The sequence below is a fragment of the Vibrio alginolyticus NBRC 15630 = ATCC 17749 genome (genome assembly GCF_000354175.2).
GTDB classification, from domain to species: Bacteria; Pseudomonadota; Gammaproteobacteria; order Enterobacterales; family Vibrionaceae; genus Vibrio; species Vibrio alginolyticus.
Genome location: NC_022349.1, coordinates 3,099,209 through 3,125,302, shown reverse-complemented (window position 1 = coordinate 3,125,302; position 26,094 = coordinate 3,099,209). Strand labels below are relative to the sequence as shown.

Here is a 26,094-nt window from a genome sequence, read left to right as displayed (position 1 = left end):
GTTATCAGGCTCTCACTAAGTGGCAAAAAATGAGAGGCAACATTGAGCAATAAAATCGTAACTCTAGAAATTAACCTAGAACCTTCAGACAACCGCCGACTAGCTAGCCTGTGCGGTCCATTCGATGACAACATCAAGCATTTAGAACGTCGTCTAGGCGTTGAAATTAACCACCGTAGTGACCACTTTACGATTGTCGGTAAACCTCATACCGCATCAGCTGCGCTGGATATCCTGAAAACTCTATATGTTGATACCGCACCTGTACGAGGTGAGATCCCAGATATTGAGCCTGAGCAAATCCATCTAGCGATCAAAGAGTCTGGTGTTCTTGAGCAGAATACTGAGTCTAACATCGAGCATGGTAAAGAAGTCTTCGTCAAAACCAAGAAAGGTGTGATCAAACCACGTACGCCAAACCAAGCGCAGTACTTGGTTAACATGGTCACGCATGATATTTCTTTTGGTATTGGCCCGGCTGGTACAGGTAAAACCTACCTTGCTGTAGCAGCAGCTGTTGACGCACTAGAGCGCCAAGAGATCCGCCGTATTCTACTTACTCGTCCAGCGGTTGAAGCTGGTGAGAAATTGGGCTTCCTGCCTGGTGATTTAAGCCAGAAAGTCGACCCATACCTACGTCCGCTATACGACGCCCTATTTGAAATGCTGGGCTTTGAGCGAGTAGAGAAGCTGATTGAACGTAACGTGATTGAGGTTGCTCCTCTTGCTTACATGCGTGGTCGTACTCTAAACGACGCCTTTATCATTCTTGATGAGAGTCAGAACACCACAGTTGAACAGATGAAGATGTTCCTAACGCGTATTGGTTTTAACTCTCGCGCGGTTATCACTGGTGATGTCACGCAGATTGACTTACCTCGTGGTGCGAAATCGGGTCTTCGTCATGCTATTGAAGTACTAAGCGAAGTTGACGACATCAGCTTTAACTTCTTCTTAGCCGACGACGTTGTACGTCACCCTGTGGTTGCTCGTATCGTTAACGCGTACGAGAAGTGGGAAGCGCAAGACCAGAAAGAGCGTAAAGAGTTCGAGAAACGCCGTCGTGAAGAACGCGATGCGAAGTTACTAGAAGCAGCAAAAGCCGAACTGAATGCACAAGTTGCTTCAACTAAGGAATAACCATGGTGATTGAACTTGATCTGCAACTGGCAGTCGAAAATGAAGAAGGTTTGCCTTCGCAGCAAGATTTCCAATTGTGGCTAGATAAGACAATTCCTCTCTTCCAGCCACAAGCCGAAGTCACCATTCGTATTGTTGATGAACAAGAAAGTCATACGCTCAACCATGAGTATCGCGGCAAAGATAAACCAACTAATGTGTTGTCGTTTCCATTTGAAGCACCTCCTGGTATGGAAATAGATTTACTTGGTGATTTGATTATTTGCCGCCAAGTTGTTGAAAAAGAGGCGGTTGAACAGAGCAAGCCTCTGCTAGCACATTGGGCGCATATGGTTGTACATGGCAGCTTGCATCTGCTAGGTTATGATCATATAGAGGATGACGAAGCCGAAGAGATGGAGTCCCTCGAAACCGAAATCATGCAAGGTATGGGTTATGAAGATCCTTACATTGCTGAAAAAGAGTAGCTATTGGCCACTCGACAGGGAAAGGCGAACCACCTAAATGACTCTCGTGTTCGCCTCTCTATGTGTGCTATCACACTTCTGATAGCGTTACTTAATTGAGAAACAATGAACGAAGATAATTCTCCCTCTTCTAACGAAGATAAGAAAGAAAAGGCAGAAGGTCCGAGTAGAAAGTCCTTCTTTGAACGTCTAGGTCAACTATTTCAGGGCGAACCAAAAGATCGCCAAGAGCTTGTGGATGTTATCCGCGACTCTGAAGTCAACGACCTGATTGACCATGACACTCGCGATATGCTTGAAGGTGTTATGGAAATCTCCGAAATGCGTGTGCGTGACATTATGATCCCGCGTTCGCAAATGGTTACAGTTGAGCGTACTCACGACCTTGATACCTTGGTTGCTTTGATTACCGATGCTCAACACTCTCGCTACCCTGTGATCAGCGAAGATAAAGACCATGTGGAAGGCATACTTCTAGCGAAGGACTTACTTAAATACTTAGGCTCAGGCAGTAATCCATTTGATATCGAAGAAGTCATTCGACCAGCGGTTGTGGTACCGGAAAGTAAACGCGTTGATCGACTGCTGAAAGAATTCCGTGAAGAACGTTATCATATGGCCATTGTTGTCGATGAATTCGGTGGTGTTTCTGGTCTTGTGACCATTGAAGATATCCTTGAGGAAATCGTCGGGGATATTGAAGATGAATTCGATGAAAGTGAAGAGACGGACATTCGTAAGCTGAGCAAGCATACGTTTGCTGTCAGAGCGCTGACAACCATCGAAGAGTTTAATGAGACATTCGGAACCAACTTCAGCGATGAGGAAGTTGATACCGTTGGTGGTATGGTCATGACTGCCTTTGGTCACTTACCTTCTCGTGGTGAACTGGTTGAAATTGAAGGCTACAACTTCAAAGTCACCGCTGCCGATAACCGTCGTGTCATTCAACTCCAAGTGACGATCCCAGACGAAGAAACCCTGGTTGAAGCCACTCAAGAGTAACGCGATACCCATTGGGAATCTCAGAAATTACAATGATGAATGAACTCTTTCATCGCCTTAAGCGGCCCTTAGTGGCCGCTTTTGTTGGCGCCTCTACTACACTCGCTTTCGCTCCTTACAAGCTGTGGCCTATTGCCATTCTTAGCCCAGCAATTCTACTGATTCTTCTTGCTAACCAAACTCCGAAACGCGCACTATGGATTGGTTATGCTTGGGGGTTAGGTCAATTTGCAACTGGCGTTAGCTGGGTTTACGTCAGTATCTCCGGTTTTGGCGGTATGCCGCTCATTGCCAATTTATTTTTAATGGGCTTGCTTGTTGCCTACTTGGCTGTTTATTCAGGCTTATTTGCTTGGCTCAACAACAAGCTGTTTCCTCAATTTACGCTCACAAAAGCACTTCTCGCTGCACCTGCTTTATGGCTGATCAGTGATTGGTTACGTGGTTGGGTGATGACTGGCTTCCCTTGGTTATGGCTAGGCTATAGCCAGATAGATGCTCCACTCGCAAGCTTTGCACCAATTGGCGGCGTAGAACTGCTTACTCTATTTATCCTTATCAGCGCAGGGGCGTTAGCCTATGCATGGATTCATAAGCAGTGGCTGATGGTGATTATCCCTGCGGTGCTACTCAGTACTGGCTTTGGGATTCGCAACTACGATTGGGTAACACCCCGACCAGAAGACACGACTAAGCTCGCGCTGATTCAAGGTAACGTAGACCAAAACCTAAAGTGGCTACCAAGTCAACGCTGGCCAACCATCATGAAGTACGCTGACTTAACTCGTGAAAACTGGGATGCTGACATTATCGTTTGGCCAGAAGCAGCAATTCCCGCTTTTGAAATTGAAGTGCCTTCATTTTTGAGCAATATCGACAGCGCTGCAAAAATGAATAACAGCGCAATCATCACCGGTGTCGTCAACCAAGCTGAAGATCGACAGTTCTACAACAGTATTCTGTCCCTCGGCATCACACCATACGGTGACTACAGCTTCGATTTAAGCGAACGTTACCATAAGCATCACCTACTACCGTTTGGTGAGTTTGTACCATTTGAAGATATTTTGCGCCCATTAGCGCCATTCTTTAACCTACCGATGTCGTCGTTTAGCCGTGGGGCTTTTGTGCAGCCAAACATCGTTGCGAATGGCATGCACATGGCACCAGCGCTTTGCTATGAGATCATCTTTAATGAGCAAGTGCGTCAAAATGTGACTGACGAAACAGACTTCATTCTAACGCTTTCAAATGATGCATGGTTTGGTCACTCTATCGGTCCTCTTCAGCATATGGAGATCGCCCGTATGCGTGCCTTAGAGTTAGGTAAACCGCTCATCCGCTCGACTAACAACGGATTAACAGCGGTAACCGATCACAAAGGTAAAATCGTTGAGCAAGTACCGCAGTTTGAAACTGCAGTACTGCGCGCAGAGCTCACCCCAACCAATGGACAAACGCCATATCGAATCGTTGGTACTTGGCCATTGTATATTTGGGTTGGGTTAAGTTTAGCGCTGGCGCTCGGCTTAAGAAGAAAACAGAGCTGATAACAGCTTGAAAGTAGAAAAGACAAAAAAGAGGCGACTAAGCCTCTTTTTATTCATAGCATTATACTGTCGTTACGCGCCATTTATGGCTTTAATGACTGACGAGTAAAGCCTTTGTGACCACATTTAATACACGGAATGATTACAGTTGGGTGGTTATACGTTGTCTTGTGACCACATTCATCACAGACTAAAGTGCCTAAGCCTATCACCTCTCCTGCTTCATATAGCCCTTGATGCTCTAAGTCATCGAACAACTCAACCCACTCAACTTTAGTTCGGTCAGTAATCTCTAACAGCCCTTGCCATATCGAGTCCGCAATCGTTAAGTAAAACGGGCCGCTTTTGCTATCCTCGTAACTCTCTGAAAACTCTTTTAAGTCTGCTTTAAGGTACGCTTTGATTAAAGCCAATTCATCTTTGGTCAAGTCATTAGCAGCATCCACCACTTTGCCCGACGTCTCAATCGCTTTGTTAACTTCTTCCGGACTGTGCTTCAAGGTTTCAATCACATCCTCGAGCATTTCCTCATAACCTGTTTTACGTTTAGGCATAACTGACCTCCATCTTTCTCCTACCTGCGTCACTTAAGGGCGCATGGGTACAGATTGGCTATTGTTGTGATCCCTAGCTTTAGGTATTCTATGACGATCTATTTAAGTCTGTTCTAACCGAACTCACAAATTCCAAGATAACGGATACCATCGATGCAAGAACAATACAACCCACAAGATATTGAACAAAAAGTTCAAAAGCACTGGGATGACAACAAAACCTTTGTTGTAAGTGAAGACCCAAATAAAGAAAAATTCTACTGTCTGTCCATGTTCCCATACCCAAGTGGTCGACTGCACATGGGTCACGTGCGCAACTACACTATCGGTGATGTAGTATCTCGTTTCCAACGCCTACAAGGCAAAAACGTGATGCAACCAATCGGTTGGGACGCATTCGGTCTACCTGCAGAAAACGCAGCAGTAAAAAACAAAACTGCGCCAGCACCTTGGACTTACGAAAACATCGAATACATGAAGAACCAACTTAAGCTTCTAGGCTTTGGTTACGATTGGAACCGTGAATTCGCAACATGTACACCGGAGTACTACCGCTGGGAACAAGAGTTCTTCACTAAACTTTACGAGAAAGGTTTAGTTTACAAAAAGACTTCTTCTGTTAACTGGTGTCCTAACGACCAAACTGTTCTTGCAAACGAGCAGGTTGAAGACGGTTGTTGCTGGCGTTGTGATACGCCTGTAGAGCAAAAAGAAATCCCTCAATGGTTCATCAAAATCACTGAATACGCTCAAGAGCTACTAGACGACCTAGATAAGCTTGAAGGTTGGCCTGAAATGGTAAAAACCATGCAGCGCAACTGGATTGGCCGCTCTGAAGGCGTTGAGCTGAAGTTTGAAGTTAAGGGTCAACAAGACCTAGAAGTTTACACAACACGTCCAGATACGCTAATGGGTGTGACTTACGTGGGCATCGCAGCCGGCCACCCTCTTGCAGCTCTTGCTGCAGAGAACAACCCAGAGCTTGCAGCGTTTATCGACGAATGTAAGAACAACAAGGTTGCAGAAGCTGAGCTAGCGACAATGGAGAAGAAAGGTATGGCTACTGGCCTTACTGCTATTCATCCATTGAACGGCCGTGAAGTTCCTGTTTACGTAGCAAACTTCGTACTGATGGACTACGGTACAGGCGCGGTAATGGCAGTACCTGCACACGACCAACGTGACTACGAGTTCGCAACGAAGTACGGTCTAGACATCGTGCCTGTTATCAAGCCTGCTGATGGCAGCGAGCTAGACATTTCTGAAGCGGCATACACAGAGAAAGGCGTACTGTTCGATTCTGGTGAATTCGACGGCCTAGAATTCCAAGCGGCGTTCGATGCAATTGCAGCGAAGCTAGAAGCAGAAGGCAAAGGCACTAAGACTGTAAACTTCCGTCTACGCGACTGGGGTGTATCTCGTCAACGTTACTGGGGCGCACCAATCCCAATGGTAACGACTGAAGACGGTGAAGTTCACCCAGTACCTGCTGACCAACTACCAGTGATTCTTCCAGAAGACGTGGTAATGGACGGCGTAACCAGCCCAATCAAAGCAGACAAAGAGTGGGCGAAGACAACCTTTAACGGCGAACCTGCTCTACGTGAGACAGATACGTTCGATACGTTCATGGAATCTTCTTGGTACTACGCGCGTTACTGTTCACCACAAGCGGACGACATCCTAGACCCAGAAAAAGCAAACTACTGGCTACCAGTAGATCAGTACATCGGTGGTATCGAGCACGCTTGTATGCACCTACTGTACTCACGCTTCTTCCACAAACTACTGCGCGATGCGGGTTACGTAACTTCTGACGAACCGTTCAAGCAACTACTGTGTCAAGGCATGGTACTGGCTGATGCGTTCTACTTCGAGAACGAGAAAGGCGGCAAAGAGTGGGTAGCTCCAACAGACGTAGCCGTTGAACGTGATGGTAAAGGCCGCATAACTTCTGCTAAAGACACTGAAGGTCGTGATGTAACGCACTCAGGCATGATCAAGATGTCTAAGTCTAAGAACAACGGTATCGACCCTCAAGAAATGGTAGACAAGTACGGCGCTGACACAGTACGTCTATTCATGATGTTCGCGTCTCCAGCGGACATGACACTTGAATGGCAAGAGTCTGGCGTAGAAGGTGCGAACCGCTTCCTAAAACGTGTTTGGAAACTAGTGAAAGAGCACACAGCGAAAGGCGCAGCAGAAGCAGTAGATACCTCAGCGCTTTCTGGTGATCAAAAAGCACTTCGCCGCGACGTTCACAAAACTATCGCGAAAGTGACGGACGATATCGCTCGTCGTCAAACATTCAACACCGCGATCGCAGCGATCATGGAGCTGATGAACAAACTAGCGAAAGCGCCTCAAGAATCTGCGCAAGATCGTGCAATCCTTGACGAAGCACTGAAAGCTATTGTTGTCATGCTTTACCCTATCACTCCGCATATCTCATACGAGCTATGGGCAGCACTAGGTGAAACAGACATTGATAACGCGGCATGGCCGACGTTTGACGAAAAAGCGCTAGTTGAAGACGAAAAAACCATCGTTGTTCAAGTTAACGGTAAGCTACGTGCGAAGCTAACAGTCCCAGCGGATATCTCTAAAGACGATATCGAACAGCTTGGTCTAAACGACGAAAACGTGGTTAAGTTCACTGATGGCCTGACTATTCGTAAAGTCATTTACGTTCCAGGTAAACTTCTGAACATCGTTGCAAACTAATCGCAGCTGTCAATTTGTCTCTGTGTAGCGAACTTATTTGTTAACCAAGAGTCATTAAACAGGGTAGTTTTCTACCCTGTTTATTTACCTCAAACCATTCACATGAGTGGTTTAAGGTAAATAACCCCTTCAATTTAGGATGAATACAATCAATGCGCTTTTTCTCTTTGATTAAACTACCAGTGGTATTGGTATTAGCGGGGCTTCTTTCTGCCTGTGGTTTTCACCTTCGCGGCGAGTATTCCGTACCGGAAGAGCTGCACACTATGTCTTTCTCCAGCTACGATGAATACAGTGAATTAACTCGCTATGTTCGCTCTCAACTCGAACTGAACAAAGTTGAACTTGTTCAACCATCATCGACGGTACCCAACCTTCATTTGACGGAAGCGACAATCGATGAGCGTACACTATCGCTTTATCAAAATAGCCGTGCAGCAGAAAAAGAGCTGACATACGTAGTAAAATACCGTGTGACGATTCCTGGCTATGGTTCTAAAAACTTTACGACAACAGTAAACCGCAACTACCTAGACAACCCGTTGACTGCACTTGCAAAATCTGTTGAGCGTGACGTAATTGAAGACGAGATGCGCTTGCAAGCTGCAAAACAAATGATGCGCCAGTTGGGCCGTATTCGTGCCGAATATGAAGCAGGACAAATCTCTGAGCCAGCGAACACAAACTCTTAATCACTATGCGAATTTATGCCGATAAATTAACGGATCATTTAACTAAACACGTTAAACAGGTTTACCTAATCTTTGGTAATGAGCCGTTACTGATTCAAGAAAGCCGCCAAGCAATCCAAAAGGCATCGTTTCAGCAAGGTTTTGAGGAAAAACACCGTTTTGCGGTGGATGCTAGCATCGACTGGAATCAAGTTTACGACTGTTTCCAAGCGATGAGCCTGTTTTCAAACCGTCAACTGATTGAGCTTGAAATTCCTGAAAGTGGCGTAACAACCGCCGTCAGCAAAGAGCTGCAAACACTGTGTGATATGCTTCATGATGACATCATGCTCGTCATTGTTGGTAGCAAACTGACCAAAGCCCAAGAAAATGCGAAATGGTTCAAAGCATTAAGCTCAAAAGGCGATTGGGTAAGCTGCTTGTCGCCAGATCTACAACGCTTACCTATGTTCATTCAGACACGTTGCCGCACGTTGGGACTAAAACCCGATCAACAATCACTGCAAATGTTGGCTCAATGGCATGAAGGTAACCTATTTGCATTGTCACAAAGCTTAGAGAAATTGGCCCTACTCTATCCGGATGGTGAGCTGACTATCATACGTTTAGAGGAAGCCCTAAGTCGCCATAATCACTTCACTACCTTTAACTGGATCGACGCCTTACTGGCAGGTAAAGCAAACCGTGCACAACGTATTCTTCGCCAACTTGAGGCGGAAGGAGTCGAGACCGTGATCTTGATTCGAAGTGTACAAAAAGAGTTGAGCCAACTTTTAAATATGCATCAAGACTTAACTCAAATGGGAATGAACCAGGTATTTGAGAAATATCGAGTTTGGCAAAACAAGCGTCCACTCTATAACGCAGCACTGACCCGCTTATCGGCGAGTCGTATTTGTGCATTGCTCTCCTTGTTGGCTCAAGCAGAGATAAAAGCCAAAACTCAATATGACGAGTCTGTATGGCCAACTATTCATCAGTTGAGCTTAGAAACCTGCTCTCCTGATATTAAGCTGGCAATTTAAAAATCAAAGCGTGATATAGTGCGCGACCTGTTTTGCAAGCAAGAATGTAAAACACTGTAGAGATAAGAGACAAACCGAGGAAAACCGAGTGCTTCGCGAAGAACTGAAAGACTTTTTAGCTGATAAAGCCGACGACATGAAAGCGGAAGACATTATCGTCCTAAATGTGGAAGATAAATCAAGCGTGACAGATTACATGATCATCTGTACTGGTACATCCAAACGCCACGTTTCATCCATCGCTGACCATGTTGCAACAGAAGTGAAAAAAGCCGGTCTTGAGCCACTAGGAATGGAAGGTGAAAACGAAGGTGAATGGGTAGTCCTAGATATGGGCGACGCCATGCTTCACGTGATGCAAGAAGAGCACCGCGAACTCTACCAGCTAGAAAAACTCTGGGGTTAATCTTTTGAAAATTCAACTAATTGCTGTTGGCACAAAAATGCCAAAATGGGTTGAGGAAGGCTTTCAAGAATATCGTCGCCGTTTCCCGCATGATATGCCGTTGGAGTTGATTGAAATCTCTGCTGGCAAGCGTGGTAAGAATGCCGATATCGCTCGCATCCTGCAAAAAGAAGGAGAAGCGATGCTCGCGGCGGTACCAAAAGGCAACCGTATCGTCACGTTAGATATCCCAGGTAAAAAATGGGACACTCCTCAACTCGCTGAGCAGTTAGAAGCTTGGAAATTAGATGGCCGTGATGTATCAATATTAATCGGCGGTCCTGAAGGACTCGCTCCTGCATGCAAAGCTGCAGCAGACCAAAGCTGGTCATTATCTGCCTTAACGCTACCCCACCCTCTAGTGCGTATCGTAATGGCAGAAAGCTTATACCGAGCGTGGAGCATCACCGCTAACCACCCTTATCATCGCGAATAATCGTTGTTTAACTTTAGAGCCAAGCGTTAATGATTCGTAAACGCCGCAGTCAAATCCGAGATTATCAAGCCGAAGCGCGTCTGTTTGCCAGCCGCGCTATTGTTGCTTTTATCGGCATTGTTGTCTTGATGGGAGCTCTGGTTGCCAACATGTACAACATTCAGGTGAACCAGTTTCAAGACTATCAAACCCGCTCGAACGATAACCGCATCAAAGTGGTGCCTATCGCGCCTAACCGAGGTCTAATTTATGACCGAAATGGCGTTTTACTGGCAGAGAACCGTCCCGTCTTTAACTTAGAACTGACCCCAGAAAAAATTAAAGACATTGATGCAACCATCCAAGAATTACAAACTATTCTGGAAATTACACCAGACCAGATTGAACGTTTCCACCACGAGCGTAAACGGACTCGTCGATTTAAATCGGTCCCACTGCTTACCCAACTGAACGAAAAACAAGTAGCGGTATTCTCCGTCAATCAGTACCGCTTTCCGGGTGTGGAAATAAGTGCGACCTTAAAGCGCTACTACCCTTTCAGCGAAGTCTTAACCCACGTGATTGGTTACGTTTCTCGAATCAATGATCGCGACATGCAGCGCCTGATCCGAGAAGAAAAAGACGCAAACTATCAAGCCACTCGCGACATTGGTAAGCTGGGTATTGAAAAATACTACGAAGACCTCTTACACGGTACAGCCGGATATCAAGAAGTCGAGGTAAACAGCCGCGGCCGAGTAATTCGTACGTTAAAGTACGTTCCACCTGTACCCGGAAAAGACATCGTTTTAAACCTTGATATCAACTTGCAGCTGTACGTACACCAATTATTGGATGGCCGCAGAGGCAGTGCTGTAGTGATCGATCCTAGAGACAACGGTGTACTGGCTATGGTTTCAAGTCCTAGCTACGATCCTAACTCGTTCGTGCACGGAATCTCAGGTAAAGACTATCGTGCCCTTTTGAACGATAAAAACCGTCCTTTGGTCAACCGCACTACACTTGGCATTTACCCTCCGGCCTCTACCATCAAACCATTTATGGCGGTAGCCGCGCTGCAAGAAGGTGTCGTCACACCTAACACCACACGAAATGACCCTGGTTATTGGCGCATACCAAACTCCAACACACGCCCGTTTCGTGACTGGTTGCGTTGGGGGCACGGGCGCGTCGATATCATTAAGTCGATCGAAGAGTCTGTTGATACCTTCTACTATCAAATCGCTTATGACATGGGTATTGACCGTATTTCGAATTGGATGATGATGTTCGGTTTTGGTGATTACACTGGCATTGATATCTACGAAGAAAGTAAGGCGAATATGCCGACTCGTGACTGGAAAATGTCTCGCCATAAAACCCCATGGTATAAAGGTGATACGATCCCTGTGGGTATCGGCCAAGGATATTGGACAGCAACACCAATGCAAATCGCCAAAGCAACCTCCGTATTAGTAAACGAGGGAGAAGTGATCGCACCTCACTTGCTCAAAGCGACGATAGAAAATGGTAACGACTTCGAAGAGCAGCAAACGACAGAATACGTGACTTACCCACCAATCAAGAATGTGCCTAAAAAGTACTGGGATATGGCGAAAGAAGGCATGCGTCGGGTAAACCATGGCACGCGCGGAACAGCTCGCCGCTCATTCTACAAAATGAATTATGAAACAGCGGGTAAATCAGGTACTGCACAGGTCTTCGGTCTGGGTGAAAACGAAGAGTACAACGCCGATGAGATCGCCGAGCACTTACGTGACCATGCGTTATTTACTGGCTTTGCACCATTTGATGATCCTAAAGTGGTCGTCACTGTAGTACTAGAAAATGCCGGTGGTGGTTCTAGTAACGGTGCCCCAGTAGTAAGGAAAATTTTTGACCGAGTCGTTCTTGGTCCAGAAGAAATTGAGCCTGAAAACAATGCGAAGAAAAAGGTAAAACAGTAATGAAGATGGATCCCTCTACAGGTAAAAATCGCGCCCTGTTTGAACGCTTCCATATCGACTTACCACTCCTACTTGGCATACTGGCCCTGATGGGGTTTGGCCTGGTGATCATGTACAGCGCCAGTGGCCAAAGTTTACTGATGATGGATCGCCAAGCCATGCGAATGGTGCTTTCACTCGTTGTGATGCTCGTCCTTGCACAGCTTTCTCCACGAACTTACGAAAGCTTGGCACCTTTGATGTTCGTTGGTGGCGTTATACTGCTTTTCGGCGTGCTGTTTTTCGGTGAAGCATCGAAAGGCGCGCAGCGTTGGCTTAACCTCGGTTTTGTGCGCTTTCAACCGTCAGAGCTATTGAAGCTCGCAGTGCCATTAATGGTGGCTCGCTATGTCGGTAGACAGCCCCTTCCACCAACGCTAAAAACACTCATTGTTGCACTGATTATGGTCTGCTTACCAACCATTCTCATTGCAAAGCAGCCTGACTTAGGTACCTCGATCCTGATCGCCGCTTCCGGTATTTTTGTTATCTTCCTCGCCGGCATTAGCTGGAAAATCATCGCTGGTGCTGCGATTGCATTAGGTGGTTTCATTCCAATTCTGTGGTTTTTCTTGATGCGAGAGTATCAAAAAGTGCGAGTTCGTACTCTATTTAACCCGGAATCTGATCCGCTAGGAGCGGGCTACCACATTATTCAGAGTAAAATTGCGATTGGCTCCGGTGGTATTTCCGGCAAAGGTTGGTTGCAAGGTACGCAGTCACAACTAGAATTTCTTCCAGAACGACACACTGACTTTATCTTTGCAGTAATTGCTGAAGAATGGGGTATGATTGGCTTCCTTTGCCTTTTAGCCATCTATCTATTTATTATTGGACGAGGTTTATATCTCGCCAGCCAAGCGCAAACCGCATTTGGACGAATGATGGCAGGCAGTATTGTACTCAGCTTCTTCGTGTATATTTTTGTAAATATTGGCATGGTAAGTGGCATCCTACCTGTAGTAGGTGTACCGTTGCCACTCATCAGTTATGGCGGCACATCAATGGTAACCTTGATGGCTGGTTTTGGTATTCTGATGTCGATTCATACGCACCGAAAAGCATTCTCTAAGGCGACCTAGACATGCAAAAACGCGCTTTATATTCCTTGGTTTTCTCTGCTCTTATTTTGGCAGGTTGTTCATCAACTAGCCAAAAAGAACAAGAAGGCCGTTACGAACTCGAATCCGATGTTGCACCGGATACACCGCTTTCAGTCGAACACATCGAGGATGCGCATCCTAAATATGAACCGTACAGCCTAGGTGGGAACAAAGATTACCACTTGCGAGGCAAAGACTACAAAATAGTTCGCAATGCGAAAGGCTTTAAAGAAAAAGGCCGCGCATCTTGGTATGGGAAAAAATTCCAAGGTCATTTGACTTCTAATGGCGAAATCTATGACATGTACTCAATGACGGCAGCGCATAAAACGCTACCGTTACCAAGTTACGTAAAAGTTACCAATACTGACAACGGCAAAACCACCATAGTACGAGTTAATGACCGAGGTCCTTTTCACGATGGCCGTATCATTGATTTAAGCTATGCCGCCGCGCACAAGTTAGATGTCATAAAAACAGGCACCGCGAACGTGGAAATTGAAGTGATCAGTATCAATCAGCCCACGGACAAAAAGTCATTAGAAGCGCACCCTAGGTACGTTATTCAAGTGGCATCATCAAAAAATGAAGAACGCGCGCGAACTTTAGGTACCGAGCTTGGTCAAAAATTGGATACAGAAACTTTCCTAGAGAGTGCGAAAGAGTCTTATCGCTTGTTGTTAGGGCCATTTACTGACTATTCCCTGACGCAAGCCACATTAGATAAAGTAAAGTTGCTCGGCTATTCGTCTGCATTTATTAAAAAACACAACACTGCCAAATGACCTCGTGTCATGAATTTCTCTTTGATCCCCCTCTTACATAACTAGGGATTCTGATAAGATGTCTGCAGTTAACCCAAAAATTTGAATTACCATGAATAAAAATAAGTTTGTGAAATCTATTCTCGTTTCTTCGGTTGCCCTTTCTGCAACTTTCGCTCAATCTGCTCTTGCATCACCTATCGTTGTTCCAGATGCCCCTCAAATCGCGGCGAAGGGCTACGTGCTGATGGATTACCATTCAGGTAAAGTACTGGCAGAGAAAGAGATGAACACAAAATTGTCTCCAGCTAGTCTGACTAAGATGATGACCAGCTATGTAATCGGCCAAGAGCTAGCGCGTGGTAATATCTCAGAAGATGATGATGTCACCATCAGTAAAAATGCGTGGGCGAAAAACTTCCCTGATTCATCAAAGATGTTCATTGAAGTAGGCACAACAGTTAAAGTACGTGACCTGAACCGAGGTATCATCGTCCAGTCAGGTAACGATGCCTGTGTTGCGATGGCAGAACATATTGCAGGTTCAGAAGATGCGTTTGTTGACCTAATGAACGCTTGGGCCAACACATTGGGTATGACTAACTCGCACTTTGCCAACGTTCATGGCTTAGATAACGCAGAGTTGTACTCAACACCATACGACATGGCTCTGCTGGGTAAAGCACTTATCCGTGACGTACCAAATGAGTACCGAGTGTACTCAGAGAAGAAATTTACTTACAACGGCATCACCCAATACAACCGTAACGGTCTACTTTGGGATAAGAGCATGAACGTTGACGGTATCAAAACGGGTCACACAAGTAATGCGGGTTACAGCCTAGTAAGTTCAGCAACTGAAGGTCAAATGCGCTTGGTTGCGGTCGTTATGGGTACTAAAGATGCCAATGCTCGTAAGTCAGAAAGTAAAAAGCTGCTAAGCTACGGCTTCCGTTTCTTCGAAACAGTGGCACCGCACAAAGCAGGTGAAACGTTCGTAGAAGAAAAAGTGTGGATGGGTAACAAAGACACCGTAGCACTGGGTCTTGACCAAGATACTTACGTAACACTACCGCGTGGTGAAGCGAAAAACCTAAAAGCAAGCTTCGTCCTTGAAAAAGAGCTAGAAGCCCCAATTAATAAAGGTGATGTAGTTGGTAAGCTATACTATCAGATCGATGGTGAAGATATTGCCGAATACCCACTAATGGCACTAGAAACCGTAGAGCAAGGTAGTCTATTTAGCCGCATGTGGGATTACATCGTATTGTTATTCAAGAGCTTCTTCTAAAAAGAACATTAGAGTAGCAAACTTATTCGCAAAGCCGCCTGAATGGGCGGCTTTTTAAGTTTGAGCTCCTCGTCTTGAGTTCCCCCTAATTTGACTGTACTATTTCGCACCGCAACGAATATCTACTGGAGTTATCGATATGCTAACCATCAACTCTGATGCAAAATTAAAAGACCTGCTTGAGTTCCCTTGTTCATTTACTTACAAGGTAATGGGTCATGCAAAGCCTGAACTTCCAGAGCTTGTTCTTGAAGTTATTCAGCGCCATGCTCCAGGTGACTACAGCCCGACCGTTAAACCAAGTGCTAAGGGCAACTACCACTCTGTGTCAATCAACATTACTGCAACCTCTATCGAGCAGGTTGAGACACTGTACAAAGAGTTAGGTGAAATTGACATCGTACGCATGGTTCTATAATTTTTTGATATATTAAATTTTTTTTGAAAGCAGCCTTGGCTGCTTTCTTTTTATTTATCAAAGAGATAACGAGGCTTTACATCACTTTCAGTTAAAAATCCGTTACGCAGCGGTAGAGCATCAGGGTTATCCGGTTTATAATCCAAAAACTTTATATATTAGCAACAGGAATTCCCATGCAACACCAACTTGTTGTAAAACGACTTGGCCGCCAAGACTATGAGCCTGTATGGAAGGCGATGCATGAGTTCACCGACCAACGCACAGAAGAAACCCGTGATGAAGTCTGGTTGGTAGAACATAACCCAGTATTTACGCAAGGACAGGCAGGTAAAGCTGAGCACTTGATTAACACTGGCGATATTCCTGTTGTACAAAGTGATCGCGGAGGCCAGGTTACGTATCATGGCCCTGGTCAGTTGGTCGCCTACTTCTTGATCAACCTACGCCGTAAAAAATTAGGTGTACGAGATCTCGTTACCACAATCGAGAACCTCGTGATCAACACGCTAAAAGCATACAATATTGACTCAGCCGCACGACCTGACGCACCAGGTGTCTACGTTGCCGGTAAGAAAATATGCTCTCTCGGTTTACGCATTCGTAAAGGATGCTCGTTTCATGGTTTAGCCTTGAACGTAAATATGGATTTAACACCGTTTCTGCGTATTAACCCTTGTGGTTATGAAGGTATGGAAATGGTTCAGGTCAGCCAATTTGGCGGCCCAGACAATGTAGAAGCCGTAGAAAAACAATTAATAGAAGAACTCGTTACTTTGCTCGATTATGAGCAAGTAGAATTCAGCACAGAAGCACCTTCTCAAGGTAATAAAGCATGAGCAAACCAATCCAGATGGAAAAAGGCGTTAAATATCGTGACGCCGATAAAATGGCATTGATTCCCGTAAAGAACATGCCTACAGAGCAGAAAGAAGTGCTACGTAAGCCTGATTGGATGAAGATCAAGCTACCAGCCGACAGCCAACGAATTCAAGACATCAAAGCGGCGATGCGTAAGAATAAACTTCACTCCGTATGTGAAGAAGCATCTTGCCCGAACCTAGCGGAATGTTTTAACCACGGTACAGCAACCTTCATGATCTTAGGTGCTATTTGTACTCGTCGTTGTCCTTTCTGTGACGTTGCTCATGGCCGCCCATTACCACCGGAAGCAGAAGAGCCTCAAAAACTGGCGAAAACCATTGCCGATATGAAGCTGAAATACGTAGTAATCACTTCTGTTGACCGTGACGATCTGCGTGACGGCGGTGCACAACACTTTGCCGATTGTAACCGCGAGATCCGTGCGTTAAACCCGCATATTAAGATTGAAACACTGGTTCCTGACTTCCGTGGTCGCATGGATGTAGCGCTTGATCTAATGAAAGACAATCCGCCAGATGTCTTCAACCACAACTTAGAAACAGCGCCACGTCTTTACCGTAAAGCTCGCCCAGGTGCGAACTATAAATGGTCACTTGAGCTTCTTAAGAAGTTCAAAGAGCAGCATCCCGATGTACCGACCAAGTCTGGTTTGATGATGGGTCTTGGTGAAACCAAAGAAGAAATCATCGAAGTACTGAAAGATCTACGCGCACACGGCGTAACGATGCTGACTCTAGGCCAGTATTTAGCGCCAAGCCGTCACCACTTGCCAGTAGAACGTTACGTTCCACCATCTGAGTTTGACGAGCTAAAAGAAGTTGCACTAGAACTTGGCTTCACGCATGCAGCGTGTGGTCCATTTGTGCGCTCTTCTTACCATGCCGATATGCAAGCTCAAGGTATCGAGATTAAATAAGCTCTCGCTTGTTTTGAAAAGCTTGTTTTGAAGAGAAAAGGTTGGCTCAGTGCCAACCTTTTTTGTATCTGTCAAATGATGATAAAAAGCCATTCTACCTCCGTCATTCTGAACAGCGAGGAACGAGCGTGATTGAGAATCAGTTTCCAACGTACTGATGATTTTTTGGGAAACGCTGAGTAAAAGAGTGTGCCTCAACAAGATTCCTGCTCTCGCCTAGGCTCGTCGGAATGACGCGGTTTGGATATATTGAAAGGGACAGTGTTGGTAGCCATCTCCTTATCACACACTCTTCGCTATATCTCATTCCAAACGCCAGACAAACAAAAAGGCCCTCAATTGAGGACCTTTAGTATATCAATGTTCAAAATAGATGAGTCGAGTTCTAGGAGAACACACGGAGTTTGCACGAGCAAGTGAGTATGTTCGACACCGGAATTGACTCATTCTATGAAGAATAGTTAGGCGTAAACCGGTAGACGCTTACAAATTTCGAGCACTTTCTGTTTAGTCGCTTCGATAACTTCTTCGTTGCCGATGTTATCTAGAACGTCACACATCCAGTTTGCTAGCTCTTTTGCATCTTCTTCAGTGAAGCCACGGCGAGTGATCGCTGGCGTACCTACACGGATACCAGACGTTACGAATGGGCTGCGTGGGTCATTTGGTACTGAGTTCTTGTTTACAGTGATGTTTGCTGCACCTAGTGCCGCGTCTGCGTCTTTACCAGTGATATCTTTGTCGATTAGGTCAACAAGGAACAAGTGGTTTTCTGTACCGTTAGATACGATTTTGTAGCCACGCTCTTGGAACTGACCAACCATTGCTTTTGCGTTTTTCACTACGCGAGCTTGATAAGCTTTGAACTCTGGCTCCATCGCTTCTTTGAACGCTACTGCTTTACCAGCGATAACGTGCATTAGAGGGCCACCTTGACCACCAGGGAACACTGCTGAGTTCAATTTCTTGTACATATCTTCGCCAGCATTTGACAAGATAAGACCACCGCGAGGACCTGCTAGTGTTTTGTGCGTCGTTGTTGTGACCACGTGAGCATGCGGTACTGGTGTTGGGTATTCACCGGCGGCGATAAGACCAGCTACGTGCGCCATATCAACAAATAAGTAAGCACCTGCTTTGTCAGCGATTTCACGCATGCGTTTCCAATCAACGATTTGCGAGTAAGCAGAGAAACCACCGATGATCATCTTAGGTTTGTGTTCAAGTGCTAGCTGTTCCATCTCGTCGTAGTTGATTTGACCAGCTTCATCGATACCGTAAGGGATAACGTTGTAGTGCTTACCCGAGAAGTTTACTGGTGAACCGTGAGTTAGGTGACCACCGTGTGCTAGGCTCATGCCTAAAACTGTATCGCCAGGGTTAAGAAGCGCCATGTAAACTGCGCTGTTTGCTTGAGAACCTGAGTGAGGCTGTACGTTAGCGTACTCACAACCAAATAGTTGGCATGCACGCTCAATTGCTAGTGCTTCAGCTTTATCTACGTACTCACAACCGCCGTAGTAACGCTTACCTGGGTAGCCTTCAGCGTATTTGTTCGTTAGCTGAGAACCTTGCGCTTCCATTACACGTGGGCTTGTGTAGTTTTCAGAAGCGATAAGTTCAATGTGTTCTTCCTGGCGAAGAGTTTCTTCCTGGATAGCTGCGAACAGTTCCGCATCGTAATCTGCGATGTTCATATCACGCTTAAGCATCTGTATCTCCTGACTCAGATTAGTACTGAAAGTTGCAAAAAAACTGTTGAATGACCCGACGCAAACGTTTTCGTCACCCTAATGGCGCGCATTCTACATAATTTGATTTAGGTCATAAAGAGAAATTTACAATTTTTCTCATGCAGTTTTTTCATGATGACAAGCAATGTTTATCATGCCAGCATTGCAATCGCATAACGACAATCTATTGCCTGTCAAATTTGTGCTTTACACCCTGTAAAACAGCAATTACATAGGTTTACCGTAAATTTTACCCTCTAGCTACCGAAAAGATCATCTTTTTACTACTATGCACGCCTTATTTATCACTAATGACTGCAATATTGATGGAAAAACACTCATTAAAAGAAGACTGGATAGCGATTCTCACGGGTACCTTTTTAGTAGCTCAAGGCGTTTTCTTTCTCCAATCCGCGAGCCTTCTAACGGGAGGCACGACTGGATTGGCTCTGCTTATTAGCCAATTTACACCTTTTACCTTTGGTGTGCTGTACTTTTTAGCAAACAGTCCTTTTTACTTACTAGCATGGAAACGCTTCGGCCGTCATTTCGCCATTAATAGTGCCATTTCTGGCGCGTTGGTTTCTATCTTTGCCGATCATCTTTATTTGCTAATCTCGCTCGAATCGGTAAATGAAGTTTATTGCGCCATCGCAGGCGGGCTTTTAATGGGGCTCGGTATGCTGATCCTATTCCGACATCGCTCCAGCTTGGGTGGCTTTAACGTGCTGTGTTTGTTTATCCAAGACAAATTTGGCATTTCAGTTGGCAAAAGCCAAATGGCAATCGATGCATGTATCCTATTTGCTTCATTCTTCTTTGTCACACCAGAAGTGATTGGCCTTTCAATTTTGGGGGCGTTTGCACTCAATCTCGTGTTAGCGATGAACCACAAACCGCACCGCTATTCCGTGACCTACGGTTCATAAATTTTTGATAATGATTGAAGCGCGATTTATAAGATTTCGCGCTCCAATCGCTATATAATACTTCGCGATTTCCAAATAGATCGGTACGGTATGCGCGACTTTCTGCAACAAGCTAAACAGACTCACAGTTATATTGCGATTGGAGAGCTGATCTATAACCCGAAGACACAGACCCTTCATCAAGATGTTATCGCGATTGATCTTGAACCTCGCACCATTGAATTATTAGAACTGCTGTTAACAAGCGTTGGCCACCCACTCTCTGCTGACACCATTATTGAAACCATTTGGCAGAGCAAGTTCATCTCTAAGAATGTGCTCACGAACCGCATTAGCACCTTACGTGCCCTGCTACAGCAGTACTTACCCGAATACGATGCCGCTAAGCTTTTAGTCACTTACCCCCGCAAAGGCTACTTTCTTAACCCTGCCAATATTCGTTTGGTGCCACCAGCGAAAAGCCATCGACGCGTTATCCCAACTCAGGTTGCGAGGAATAAGAACTTCAAGCTGATTTTTGCTTATAGCTTGTGTGCCATACTTGCAGTTTGTAGCGTGACGCTCGCAAGCTTGTTATGGCAACGCCAAGAAATCTCAACACAACAAACACGTCATCAACTACTGATTCCCAAAGTCGAGCTACTACTCAACCGTGTCGATTCAATCGGCTCTCAGGCGCGAAAATACCGCATACTGGTCAAAGCCATCTTGCTGCAACAACAGGTCGAATATCCATACACCGACATCGCCAACCAAGATGCTCCCAGTTACTTTCTTGATCCTATCGGTCATGCGCCATATTTCCCTGGCGCACGAAACATGCAGACCAGCGACTACGAGCTCAATATCGAGTTAAAAGACGGCACAAAACAGGGCATCTTGAAAGCGCAGATGAACCTTATTTATCCTGCGACGGGCAAGCTAGCGTTTCGCAATGAGTACACACTGCGTTTATCTGACTTACAATCGGATATTTTCCAAATGCACTCGGATGTCGCGCAATACTTCAATCTGCCTGCACCTTCGGCAAGTACGTGGCAGCTTTCGGATATTCACAAAAAAATGTTATTCGAGAATGCCTTTTCTAGCCAACCTCTCCGACAATCTGATGAGTTTGCGGCTATAACAACGGCAAGACATCTCGCCTTATACGAGCACGAACATCAAAAGCTGGAAGCGTATTTAACTCAAGTACAATCGTCGTTTGATGTTTTGCCAGATGAGCTGAGCCTCTGGTTAGGTCTATTGCATTTCAAATTAGGTAACTTAGACAGGGCAAAAGCTCTGTTAACGACACCAGATGGCGACTCACGTATCCAAAACGCACTGATTTATACCTTTGTGTCTCACATTGCTTATAAGCAGAACAAACTTGAACAGTTCCGTCTCAACTACATGGAATCACTGGTGGCGCTGCTGCGCGTTTTACCTTCCGAAACCTTGTTTGAGCGTCTTTCTCAATCTGAATCAAAAGAGACTTGCCTCCAACCGTGGAAAACGTTGCATGTTAGTGTGACCGATCAAGAAATCATAAGCCGATGGAAAGCGCTCATTAACGAGTATTGCACTAACGTAGCCAACGAAATAACCCCAAACAAAACAAAGACCTAAATATAAAATTAAGCTTTCATTAACCCCTGTTAGCTTTTGTTTTTTGCCCTTTTTCTCTCACTGAACTTAGCATGCTCGCATTCAAGCAACGGCCCAACATGAAACGGCCTTATCAATCAGGAATGTAAACCATGCTAAACAAAATGACGCTTATCGCAGCAGCAACTCTGGCTCTTTACGGCTGTGGCGGAGGTTCGTCTTCTGGCAGTGCGAATCCAAACAAAATGCCTCAAGAAAGTTTCGACGTCTCGATTCACAACTCAATCTTCGCTCCTGTACCAAACACACAATTGAGCTATTCGTTTAGCTTGGATGGCCAACCAGAGGGCGACATGAAACTGAGCTTCCAAGCGATGGATAGCGAGCAAATATTGGCAGCATTGGCACAAATCCCAAACAGCGAGGCAATGGTCCAGTTGGTTAATGACTTGGTGAACTACGGCGCCGAACAGTTCTACTATTCAGACGAGCAGTACAACGACGACGAAGAGAGCAATACGCTTTACTTTGCAGGATCAGATGGTGCACTCCATGAAATCACTGACGCTTATTTCATTGGTCATCAGTTTATTGCCATGCTTATGCACAGCGGTCCGATTTTCCGCCTAAACGGTGACGACGTAAAAGAGAAAAGCCCGAATATTGACATCGGTGAAGAAACTATGTCTCTGCAAACCACTCTTACAGGCTACGCAGTTCACAACCTTCTAGACCGTTTTGAAGATCATGAGTGGGTACAAAACCTTCCTATGACAGCATCTTGCCAAGTGGTTTGGCAACAGCAAATCCGAGAGACTGGTATGCGTAAAGCGTTCTCGATCTCAGGCAAGAAAATTGAAGCGGCATACCTGATGGAAGAGAACATCTACAACCTAAACTGTGATGATATGGACTCAATGGAGTTCGCCACTTCGGCAGAACGTTGGTTTAATCCGAGCTTAGGTCTGATTGAGCAAATCGAACTACTAAAAGTACAACAAGTACAAATCAACGAAGAGAAAGTGCAGCTAACAGCGATTGAAACAAAATAAGCTCGCATCTTTTAGAGATACGGCATCTCAATAAAAGAAGGCTTTGGGGAGCACACCAAAGCCTTCATCTCGAACATCAATCCTAGGGGTGATGACACCCGAGTTTATTCTTCTATCAATAAAATACGAGTTTCGTAAGGTCGTAACACTTGATGGTTTGACGCGACTGCGCTCGCTGAGTTTTGATAGTTGGATAGCAAGTTTTTCGCTTTACTCAGTTCAAAACGTTCTGGCAGAACGCATTCCACCTCTTCAGCGTAGTAGTTATTGATACACAGCAGCGTTTGTTTGTCGTTCTGGCGAGCGTAAGCAAAAATGCGTTGATGCTCTGGCAGTAAATCTTCATAACGGCCATCGGTGATCACCGGAACCTGTTTACGTAGCTCAATCAAACGTTTGTAGAAGTAGAACACCGAGTTCAAATCAGCAACCGCTGCTTCTGCGTTGATTTCAGAGTAATTCTGCGCCACTTCAAGCCACGGTGTGCCTTCGGTAAAACCAGCGTGCTTTTGGCAGTTCCATTGCATTGGTGTACGTGAGTTATCACGCGACTTCTGCGCCAAAATCGCCATCATCTCCTCGTGTGATACACCATCACGGTTGACCATAATGTCATACATGTTGGTGCTTTCTACGTCACGGTACTGGCTGATCTCGGTGTAACCTGGGTTGGTCATGCCGATCTCTTCCCCCTGGTAAACATAAGGTGTGCCTTGCATCATGTGCACTGATGCCGCAAGCATCTTGGCAGATTCAACACGGTATTGCTCGTCGTTACCTAATCGGCTCACAACGCGTGGCTGGTCGTGGTTACACCAGAACAGCGCCCCCCACCCTTTGCCATTTAAGCCCGTTTGCCAATGATTGAAGATCTGTTTTAACTGAATGAAATCAAACGGCGCTTTGGTCCATTTTTCACCATTTGGATAATCGACTTTCAGATGATGGAAGTTGAACACCATGGATAGCTCTTTGCCGTCTAGCGAAGAATATTGCTGGCAGTGCTCTAGTGTGGTGGAAGACATTTCACCCACCGTCACGCTGCCGTATTTTTGAAACACAGATTCGCTAATCTCTTGAAGGTATTCGTGCACACGTGGACCATCCGTGTAGAAACGACGACCATCACCAATATCGTCACTTGGAAAATCTTGCTGCTTGGAAATCAGGTTGATAACGTCGAGACGGAAACCATCCACTCCTTTTTCTGCCCAGAAGCTGATGACTTCTTTCACTTCTTCACGCACTACTGGGTTTTCCCAGTTTAAGTCCGCTTGCTCTTTAGCAAAAAGGTGCAAATAGTACTGGCCTGTTTTTTCATCCAGCGCCCAAGCGTTACCACCAAACTTAGATTGCCAGTTGTTTGGTTCTACACCATCTACCGGATCTTTCCAAATGTAGTAATCACGGTATGGGCTGTTTTTATCACCCAGTGCGGATTGGAACCACTTGTGTTCTGTCGACGTGTGGTTCACTACAATGTCCATGATAATACGAATGCCCAACTGATGCGCTTCTGCTAGCAAAGTATCGAAATCTTCCATAGTGCCGAACTCAGGGTTGATCGAGTAGTAATCGGATATGTCATAACCGTTGTCGATCATTGGTGATTGGTAAACCGGCGTCAGCCAAATCGCATCCACACCAAGATGCTTAAGATAATCCAGCTTAGAAATGATCCCTTTGATGTCGCCCGTGCCTTTACTGCCACTGTCACAAAAGCTTTTTGGGTAAATTTGATAGATGGTTGCGGTTTTCCACCAGCTCTCATCATGCTTGGTCATAGCCATTTCTAACACTCACTTACCAGTAATCGGAAACTTAAAATTTGAAAAGAAAAATAGGCGGAGGCAGCCAAGTCACTGCCTCAAATAGAATTACGCGTTTGCAGGCTCAAGCTCACCTTTGGCTTGTGCACGCTTATAAAGAATTAACGTTAATGCGGCAGGTACCAGCATTGCGACTAACATAGCCAAAGCAAAAATGCCCCAGAACTGCGGTTGGATAGATAAGATGCCAGGCAAACCGCCCACTCCGATACCGTTCGCCATTACGCCCGCACTACCACAAATAGCAGCAGCACACGCACTACCGATCATTGCGCTCAGCATTGGGAACTTGTATTTCAAGTTGATGCCGTACATCGCCGGCTCAGTCACACCAAGGTAAGCAGAGATAGCTGCAGGCACTGAGATATCACGCTCGCCGTGTTTTTTACTGATGATAATGATGCCGACGACCGCAGACGCTTGAGCAATATTTGAAAGCGCAATCAGAGGCCAAATTGGCGTGCCGCCTAGCTCTTGCATCAGTTGAAGGTCTACCGCGTTGGTGGTGTGGTGAATACCAGTAATGACCAATGGCGCGTATAGGAAGCCGAAGATGGTTGAGCCAATCATTGCGAAGTCACCCGTCATGGCTGCTTTTGCTGCGAAAGCAACGCCGTCACCCAACATACGACCGAATGGACCAATGATAGAGTGCGCAAGAATCACAGACACAATGATTGAGACAAACGGCACGACCACTAGGTAAAGGTAAGACGGAATGATGCGTTTTAAGTTGGTTTCAATAAACGCCAGAGCCATACCAGCAAGCATTGCTGGAATCACTTGCGCCTGATAGCCCACTTTCTCGATGGCGAATAAGCCAAAGTCCCAAACTTCAGGTACTTGCTTACCAATTAGGTAAGCGTTCATTAACTGCGGCGAAACCAGCGTGACACCCAATGTGATACCCAAAATCGGAGTACCGCCGAGTTTTTTCACTGTCGACCAACACACGCCAACTGGTAGGAAGAAGAAGATTGCTTCACCAATTAGCCATAGGAAAGAGTGTACCGTTGCCCAAAACTGGCTGATTTCCGTTAGCGTTTGACCATCAAACATCTTGATGTCGCCAATCACGTTACGGAAGCCAAGGATCAGACCACCGGTAATGATCGCAGGTAGCAGTGGTACAAAGATTTCTGCAAGGTGGGAAATACCACGCTCAACGATATTCATGTTTTGACGAGCAGCGTTCTTCGCTTCGTCTTTGCTGGCTTCACTTTTACCCGTCAGTCCGATCAGTACCTTGTAAACTTCATCCACTTCAGTACCGATAACCACTTGGAACTGGCCTGCGTTGGTAAAACAGCCCTTCACCATCGGTAATGTTTCTAACTGTTTCGTATCTGCTTTGTCCGTATCATTTAGAACAAAACGCAAGCGAGTTAAACAGTGACTTACACTGGCAATATTGTCCGGCCCCCCGACCAGCTCAATAAGACGCTCCACGTCTTTACGCGCAATCTTACTCATAACTTTGTCCACCCTGTATTGGATACATTCGATTCATCATTTTGTTTTTATAAATGGGAACATTCCCATTTCTTAATTTTAATAT

At 45.6% G+C, this 26,094-nt stretch carries 23 protein-coding genes; 19 read left to right on the top strand and 4 right to left on the bottom strand.

Annotation, left to right across the window (positions count from 1 at the left end; all coding sequences use genetic code 11):
- The first annotated feature begins 42 nt into the window (after positions 1-42).
- The 4 genes from N646_RS14345 to lnt all read left to right on the top strand — a co-directional run bounded on the left by N646_RS14345 (position 43) and on the right by lnt (position 4,162).
- The gene (locus N646_RS14345) at positions 43-1,140 is read left to right on the top strand and encodes a PhoH family protein (RefSeq protein ID WP_005373033.1); all 1,098 of its coding nucleotides are present in this window, start codon (positions 43-45) and stop codon (positions 1,138-1,140) included.
- Between the two features lie 2 nt (positions 1,141-1,142).
- Entirely contained in the window at positions 1,143-1,607 is a 465-nt protein-coding gene (gene ybeY / locus N646_RS14340) for an rRNA maturation RNase YbeY (protein WP_017821765.1), read from the top strand.
- A gap of 105 nt (positions 1,608-1,712) precedes the next feature.
- Entirely contained in the window at positions 1,713-2,612 is a 900-nt protein-coding gene (gene corC, locus N646_RS14335) for a CNNM family magnesium/cobalt transport protein CorC (protein WP_005384118.1), read from the top strand.
- 32 nt (positions 2,613-2,644) lie between these two features.
- Complete coding sequence (gene lnt / locus N646_RS14330; protein ID WP_017821764.1) at positions 2,645-4,162, top strand: apolipoprotein N-acyltransferase; 1,518 nt, start codon at positions 2,645-2,647, stop codon at positions 4,160-4,162.
- Positions 4,163-4,245: 83 nt separating this feature from the next.
- Here lnt and N646_RS14325 read toward each other — a convergent pair whose 3' ends face one another.
- Entirely contained in the window at positions 4,246-4,716 is a 471-nt protein-coding gene (locus tag N646_RS14325; RefSeq protein WP_005373024.1) for a zinc ribbon-containing protein, read from the bottom strand.
- 153 nt (positions 4,717-4,869) lie between these two features.
- On the opposite strand from N646_RS14325, the gene leuS reads away from it, so the two are divergent.
- The 12 genes from leuS (at position 4,870) to lipA (ending at position 17,403) form a co-directional block, all read left to right on the top strand.
- A complete protein-coding gene (gene leuS, locus N646_RS14320; protein ID WP_005384121.1) occupies positions 4,870-7,443 on the top strand; it encodes a leucine--tRNA ligase in 2,574 nt (857 codons plus the stop codon).
- A 152-nt stretch (positions 7,444-7,595) separates the two neighbouring features.
- Positions 7,596-8,135, top strand: a complete 540-nt coding sequence (locus N646_RS14315) for an LPS-assembly lipoprotein LptE (protein ID WP_005373019.1) — start codon at positions 7,596-7,598, stop codon at positions 8,133-8,135.
- 5 nt (positions 8,136-8,140) lie between these two features.
- A complete protein-coding gene (gene holA / locus N646_RS14310; RefSeq protein WP_017821763.1) occupies positions 8,141-9,160 on the top strand; it encodes a DNA polymerase III subunit delta in 1,020 nt (339 codons plus the stop codon).
- Positions 9,161-9,248: 88 nt separating this feature from the next.
- Positions 9,249-9,566, top strand: a complete 318-nt coding sequence (gene rsfS, locus N646_RS14305) for a ribosome silencing factor (protein ID WP_005373015.1) — start codon at positions 9,249-9,251, stop codon at positions 9,564-9,566.
- Positions 9,567-9,570: 4 nt separating this feature from the next.
- The gene (gene rlmH / locus N646_RS14300; protein WP_017821762.1) at positions 9,571-10,041 is read left to right on the top strand and encodes a 23S rRNA (pseudouridine(1915)-N(3))-methyltransferase RlmH; all 471 of its coding nucleotides are present in this window, start codon (positions 9,571-9,573) and stop codon (positions 10,039-10,041) included.
- A 29-nt stretch (positions 10,042-10,070) separates the two neighbouring features.
- Positions 10,071-11,987 (top strand): penicillin-binding protein 2, encoded by a 1,917-nt coding sequence (gene mrdA, locus N646_RS14295; RefSeq protein WP_017821761.1) that lies wholly within the window; start codon positions 10,071-10,073, stop codon positions 11,985-11,987.
- Positions 11,987-13,108, top strand: a complete 1,122-nt coding sequence (gene rodA / locus N646_RS14290; protein ID WP_005373004.1) for a rod shape-determining protein RodA — start codon at positions 11,987-11,989, stop codon at positions 13,106-13,108. The genes mrdA and rodA overlap by 1 nt, the downstream gene beginning before the upstream one ends.
- 2 nt (positions 13,109-13,110) lie before the next feature.
- Positions 13,111-13,914: a septal ring lytic transglycosylase RlpA family protein gene (locus tag N646_RS14285; RefSeq protein WP_017635670.1), complete on the top strand. Its 804-nt coding sequence runs from the start codon at positions 13,111-13,113 to the stop codon at positions 13,912-13,914.
- Between the two features lie 91 nt (positions 13,915-14,005).
- Positions 14,006-15,184, top strand: a complete 1,179-nt coding sequence (locus N646_RS14280) for a serine hydrolase (RefSeq protein ID WP_005384132.1) — start codon at positions 14,006-14,008, stop codon at positions 15,182-15,184.
- Positions 15,185-15,323: 139 nt separating this feature from the next.
- The gene (gene ybeD, locus N646_RS14275; protein WP_005384135.1) at positions 15,324-15,602 is read left to right on the top strand and encodes a DUF493 family protein YbeD; all 279 of its coding nucleotides are present in this window, start codon (positions 15,324-15,326) and stop codon (positions 15,600-15,602) included.
- 176 nt (positions 15,603-15,778) lie between these two features.
- Positions 15,779-16,441 (top strand): lipoyl(octanoyl) transferase LipB, encoded by a 663-nt coding sequence (gene lipB, locus N646_RS14270; RefSeq protein ID WP_005384137.1) that lies wholly within the window; start codon positions 15,779-15,781, stop codon positions 16,439-16,441.
- Complete coding sequence (lipA, locus tag N646_RS14265) at positions 16,438-17,403, top strand: lipoyl synthase (protein ID WP_005391329.1); 966 nt, start codon at positions 16,438-16,440, stop codon at positions 17,401-17,403. Before lipB ends, lipA begins: the two co-directional genes overlap by 4 nt.
- A 461-nt stretch (positions 17,404-17,864) precedes the next feature.
- Here lipA and glyA read toward each other — a convergent pair whose 3' ends face one another.
- Positions 17,865-19,115, bottom strand: a complete 1,251-nt coding sequence (gene glyA, locus N646_RS14260; RefSeq protein ID WP_005381985.1) for a serine hydroxymethyltransferase — start codon at positions 19,113-19,115, stop codon at positions 17,865-17,867.
- Positions 19,116-19,462: 347 nt separating this feature from the next.
- Between glyA and N646_RS14255 the strand changes: the two genes are divergently transcribed.
- The 3 genes from N646_RS14255 to N646_RS14245 all read left to right on the top strand — a co-directional run bounded on the left by N646_RS14255 (position 19,463) and on the right by N646_RS14245 (position 22,707).
- Positions 19,463-20,065, top strand: a complete 603-nt coding sequence (locus N646_RS14255; protein WP_017821760.1) for a YitT family protein — start codon at positions 19,463-19,465, stop codon at positions 20,063-20,065.
- A 90-nt stretch (positions 20,066-20,155) separates the two neighbouring features.
- Positions 20,156-21,676, top strand: coding sequence for a winged helix-turn-helix domain-containing protein (locus N646_RS14250; protein ID WP_017821759.1), 1,521 nt, complete (start codon positions 20,156-20,158; stop codon positions 21,674-21,676).
- A gap of 131 nt (positions 21,677-21,807) precedes the next feature.
- Positions 21,808-22,707: a hypothetical protein gene (locus tag N646_RS14245; RefSeq protein WP_017821758.1), complete on the top strand. Its 900-nt coding sequence runs from the start codon at positions 21,808-21,810 to the stop codon at positions 22,705-22,707.
- 104 nt (positions 22,708-22,811) lie between these two features.
- Here N646_RS14245 and treC read toward each other — a convergent pair whose 3' ends face one another.
- Both treC and treB read right to left on the bottom strand, forming a co-directional pair.
- On the bottom strand, positions 22,812-24,497 hold the full coding sequence (gene treC / locus N646_RS14240; protein ID WP_017821757.1) for an alpha,alpha-phosphotrehalase: 1,686 nt from the start codon (positions 24,495-24,497) through the stop codon (positions 22,812-22,814).
- A gap of 87 nt (positions 24,498-24,584) precedes the next feature.
- A complete protein-coding gene (treB, locus tag N646_RS14235; protein WP_005383602.1) occupies positions 24,585-26,009 on the bottom strand; it encodes a PTS trehalose transporter subunit IIBC in 1,425 nt (474 codons plus the stop codon).
- Positions 26,010-26,094 lie beyond the last annotated feature (85 nt).

Bases quoted from the DNA above. Each gene is read 5' to 3' on its own strand.
- corC (WP_005384118.1), top strand. From the start codon at position 1,713: ATGAACGAAGATAATTCTCCCTCTTCTAACGAAGATAAGAAAGAAAAG.
- lnt (WP_017821764.1), top strand. From the start codon at position 2,645: ATGATGAATGAACTCTTTCATCGCCTTAAGCGGCCCTTAGTGGCCGCT.
- treB (WP_005383602.1), bottom strand. From the start codon at position 26,009: ATGAGTAAGATTGCGCGTAAAGACGTGGAGCGTCTTATTGAGCTGGTC.
- ybeY (WP_017821765.1), top strand. From the start codon at position 1,143: ATGGTGATTGAACTTGATCTGCAACTGGCAGTCGAAAATGAAGAAGGT.
- lipA (WP_005391329.1), top strand. From the start codon at position 16,438: ATGAGCAAACCAATCCAGATGGAAAAAGGCGTTAAATATCGTGACGCC.
- lipB (WP_005384137.1), top strand. From the start codon at position 15,779: ATGCAACACCAACTTGTTGTAAAACGACTTGGCCGCCAAGACTATGAG.
- N646_RS14325 (WP_005373024.1), bottom strand. From the start codon at position 4,716: ATGCCTAAACGTAAAACAGGTTATGAGGAAATGCTCGAGGATGTGATT.
- N646_RS14285 (WP_017635670.1), top strand. From the start codon at position 13,111: ATGCAAAAACGCGCTTTATATTCCTTGGTTTTCTCTGCTCTTATTTTG.
- N646_RS14245 (WP_017821758.1), top strand. From the start codon at position 21,808: ATGCTAAACAAAATGACGCTTATCGCAGCAGCAACTCTGGCTCTTTAC.
- N646_RS14255 (WP_017821760.1), top strand. From the start codon at position 19,463: ATGGAAAAACACTCATTAAAAGAAGACTGGATAGCGATTCTCACGGGT.
- mrdA (WP_017821761.1), top strand. From the start codon at position 10,071: ATGATTCGTAAACGCCGCAGTCAAATCCGAGATTATCAAGCCGAAGCG.
- holA (WP_017821763.1), top strand. From the start codon at position 8,141: ATGCGAATTTATGCCGATAAATTAACGGATCATTTAACTAAACACGTT.
- N646_RS14280 (WP_005384132.1), top strand. From the start codon at position 14,006: ATGAATAAAAATAAGTTTGTGAAATCTATTCTCGTTTCTTCGGTTGCC.
- leuS (WP_005384121.1), top strand. From the start codon at position 4,870: ATGCAAGAACAATACAACCCACAAGATATTGAACAAAAAGTTCAAAAG.
- N646_RS14250 (WP_017821759.1), top strand. From the start codon at position 20,156: ATGCGCGACTTTCTGCAACAAGCTAAACAGACTCACAGTTATATTGCG.
- N646_RS14315 (WP_005373019.1), top strand. From the start codon at position 7,596: ATGCGCTTTTTCTCTTTGATTAAACTACCAGTGGTATTGGTATTAGCG.
- glyA (WP_005381985.1), bottom strand. From the start codon at position 19,115: ATGCTTAAGCGTGATATGAACATCGCAGATTACGATGCGGAACTGTTC.
- treC (WP_017821757.1), bottom strand. From the start codon at position 24,497: ATGGCTATGACCAAGCATGATGAGAGCTGGTGGAAAACCGCAACCATC.
- ybeD (WP_005384135.1), top strand. From the start codon at position 15,324: ATGCTAACCATCAACTCTGATGCAAAATTAAAAGACCTGCTTGAGTTC.
- rodA (WP_005373004.1), top strand. From the start codon at position 11,987: ATGAAGATGGATCCCTCTACAGGTAAAAATCGCGCCCTGTTTGAACGC.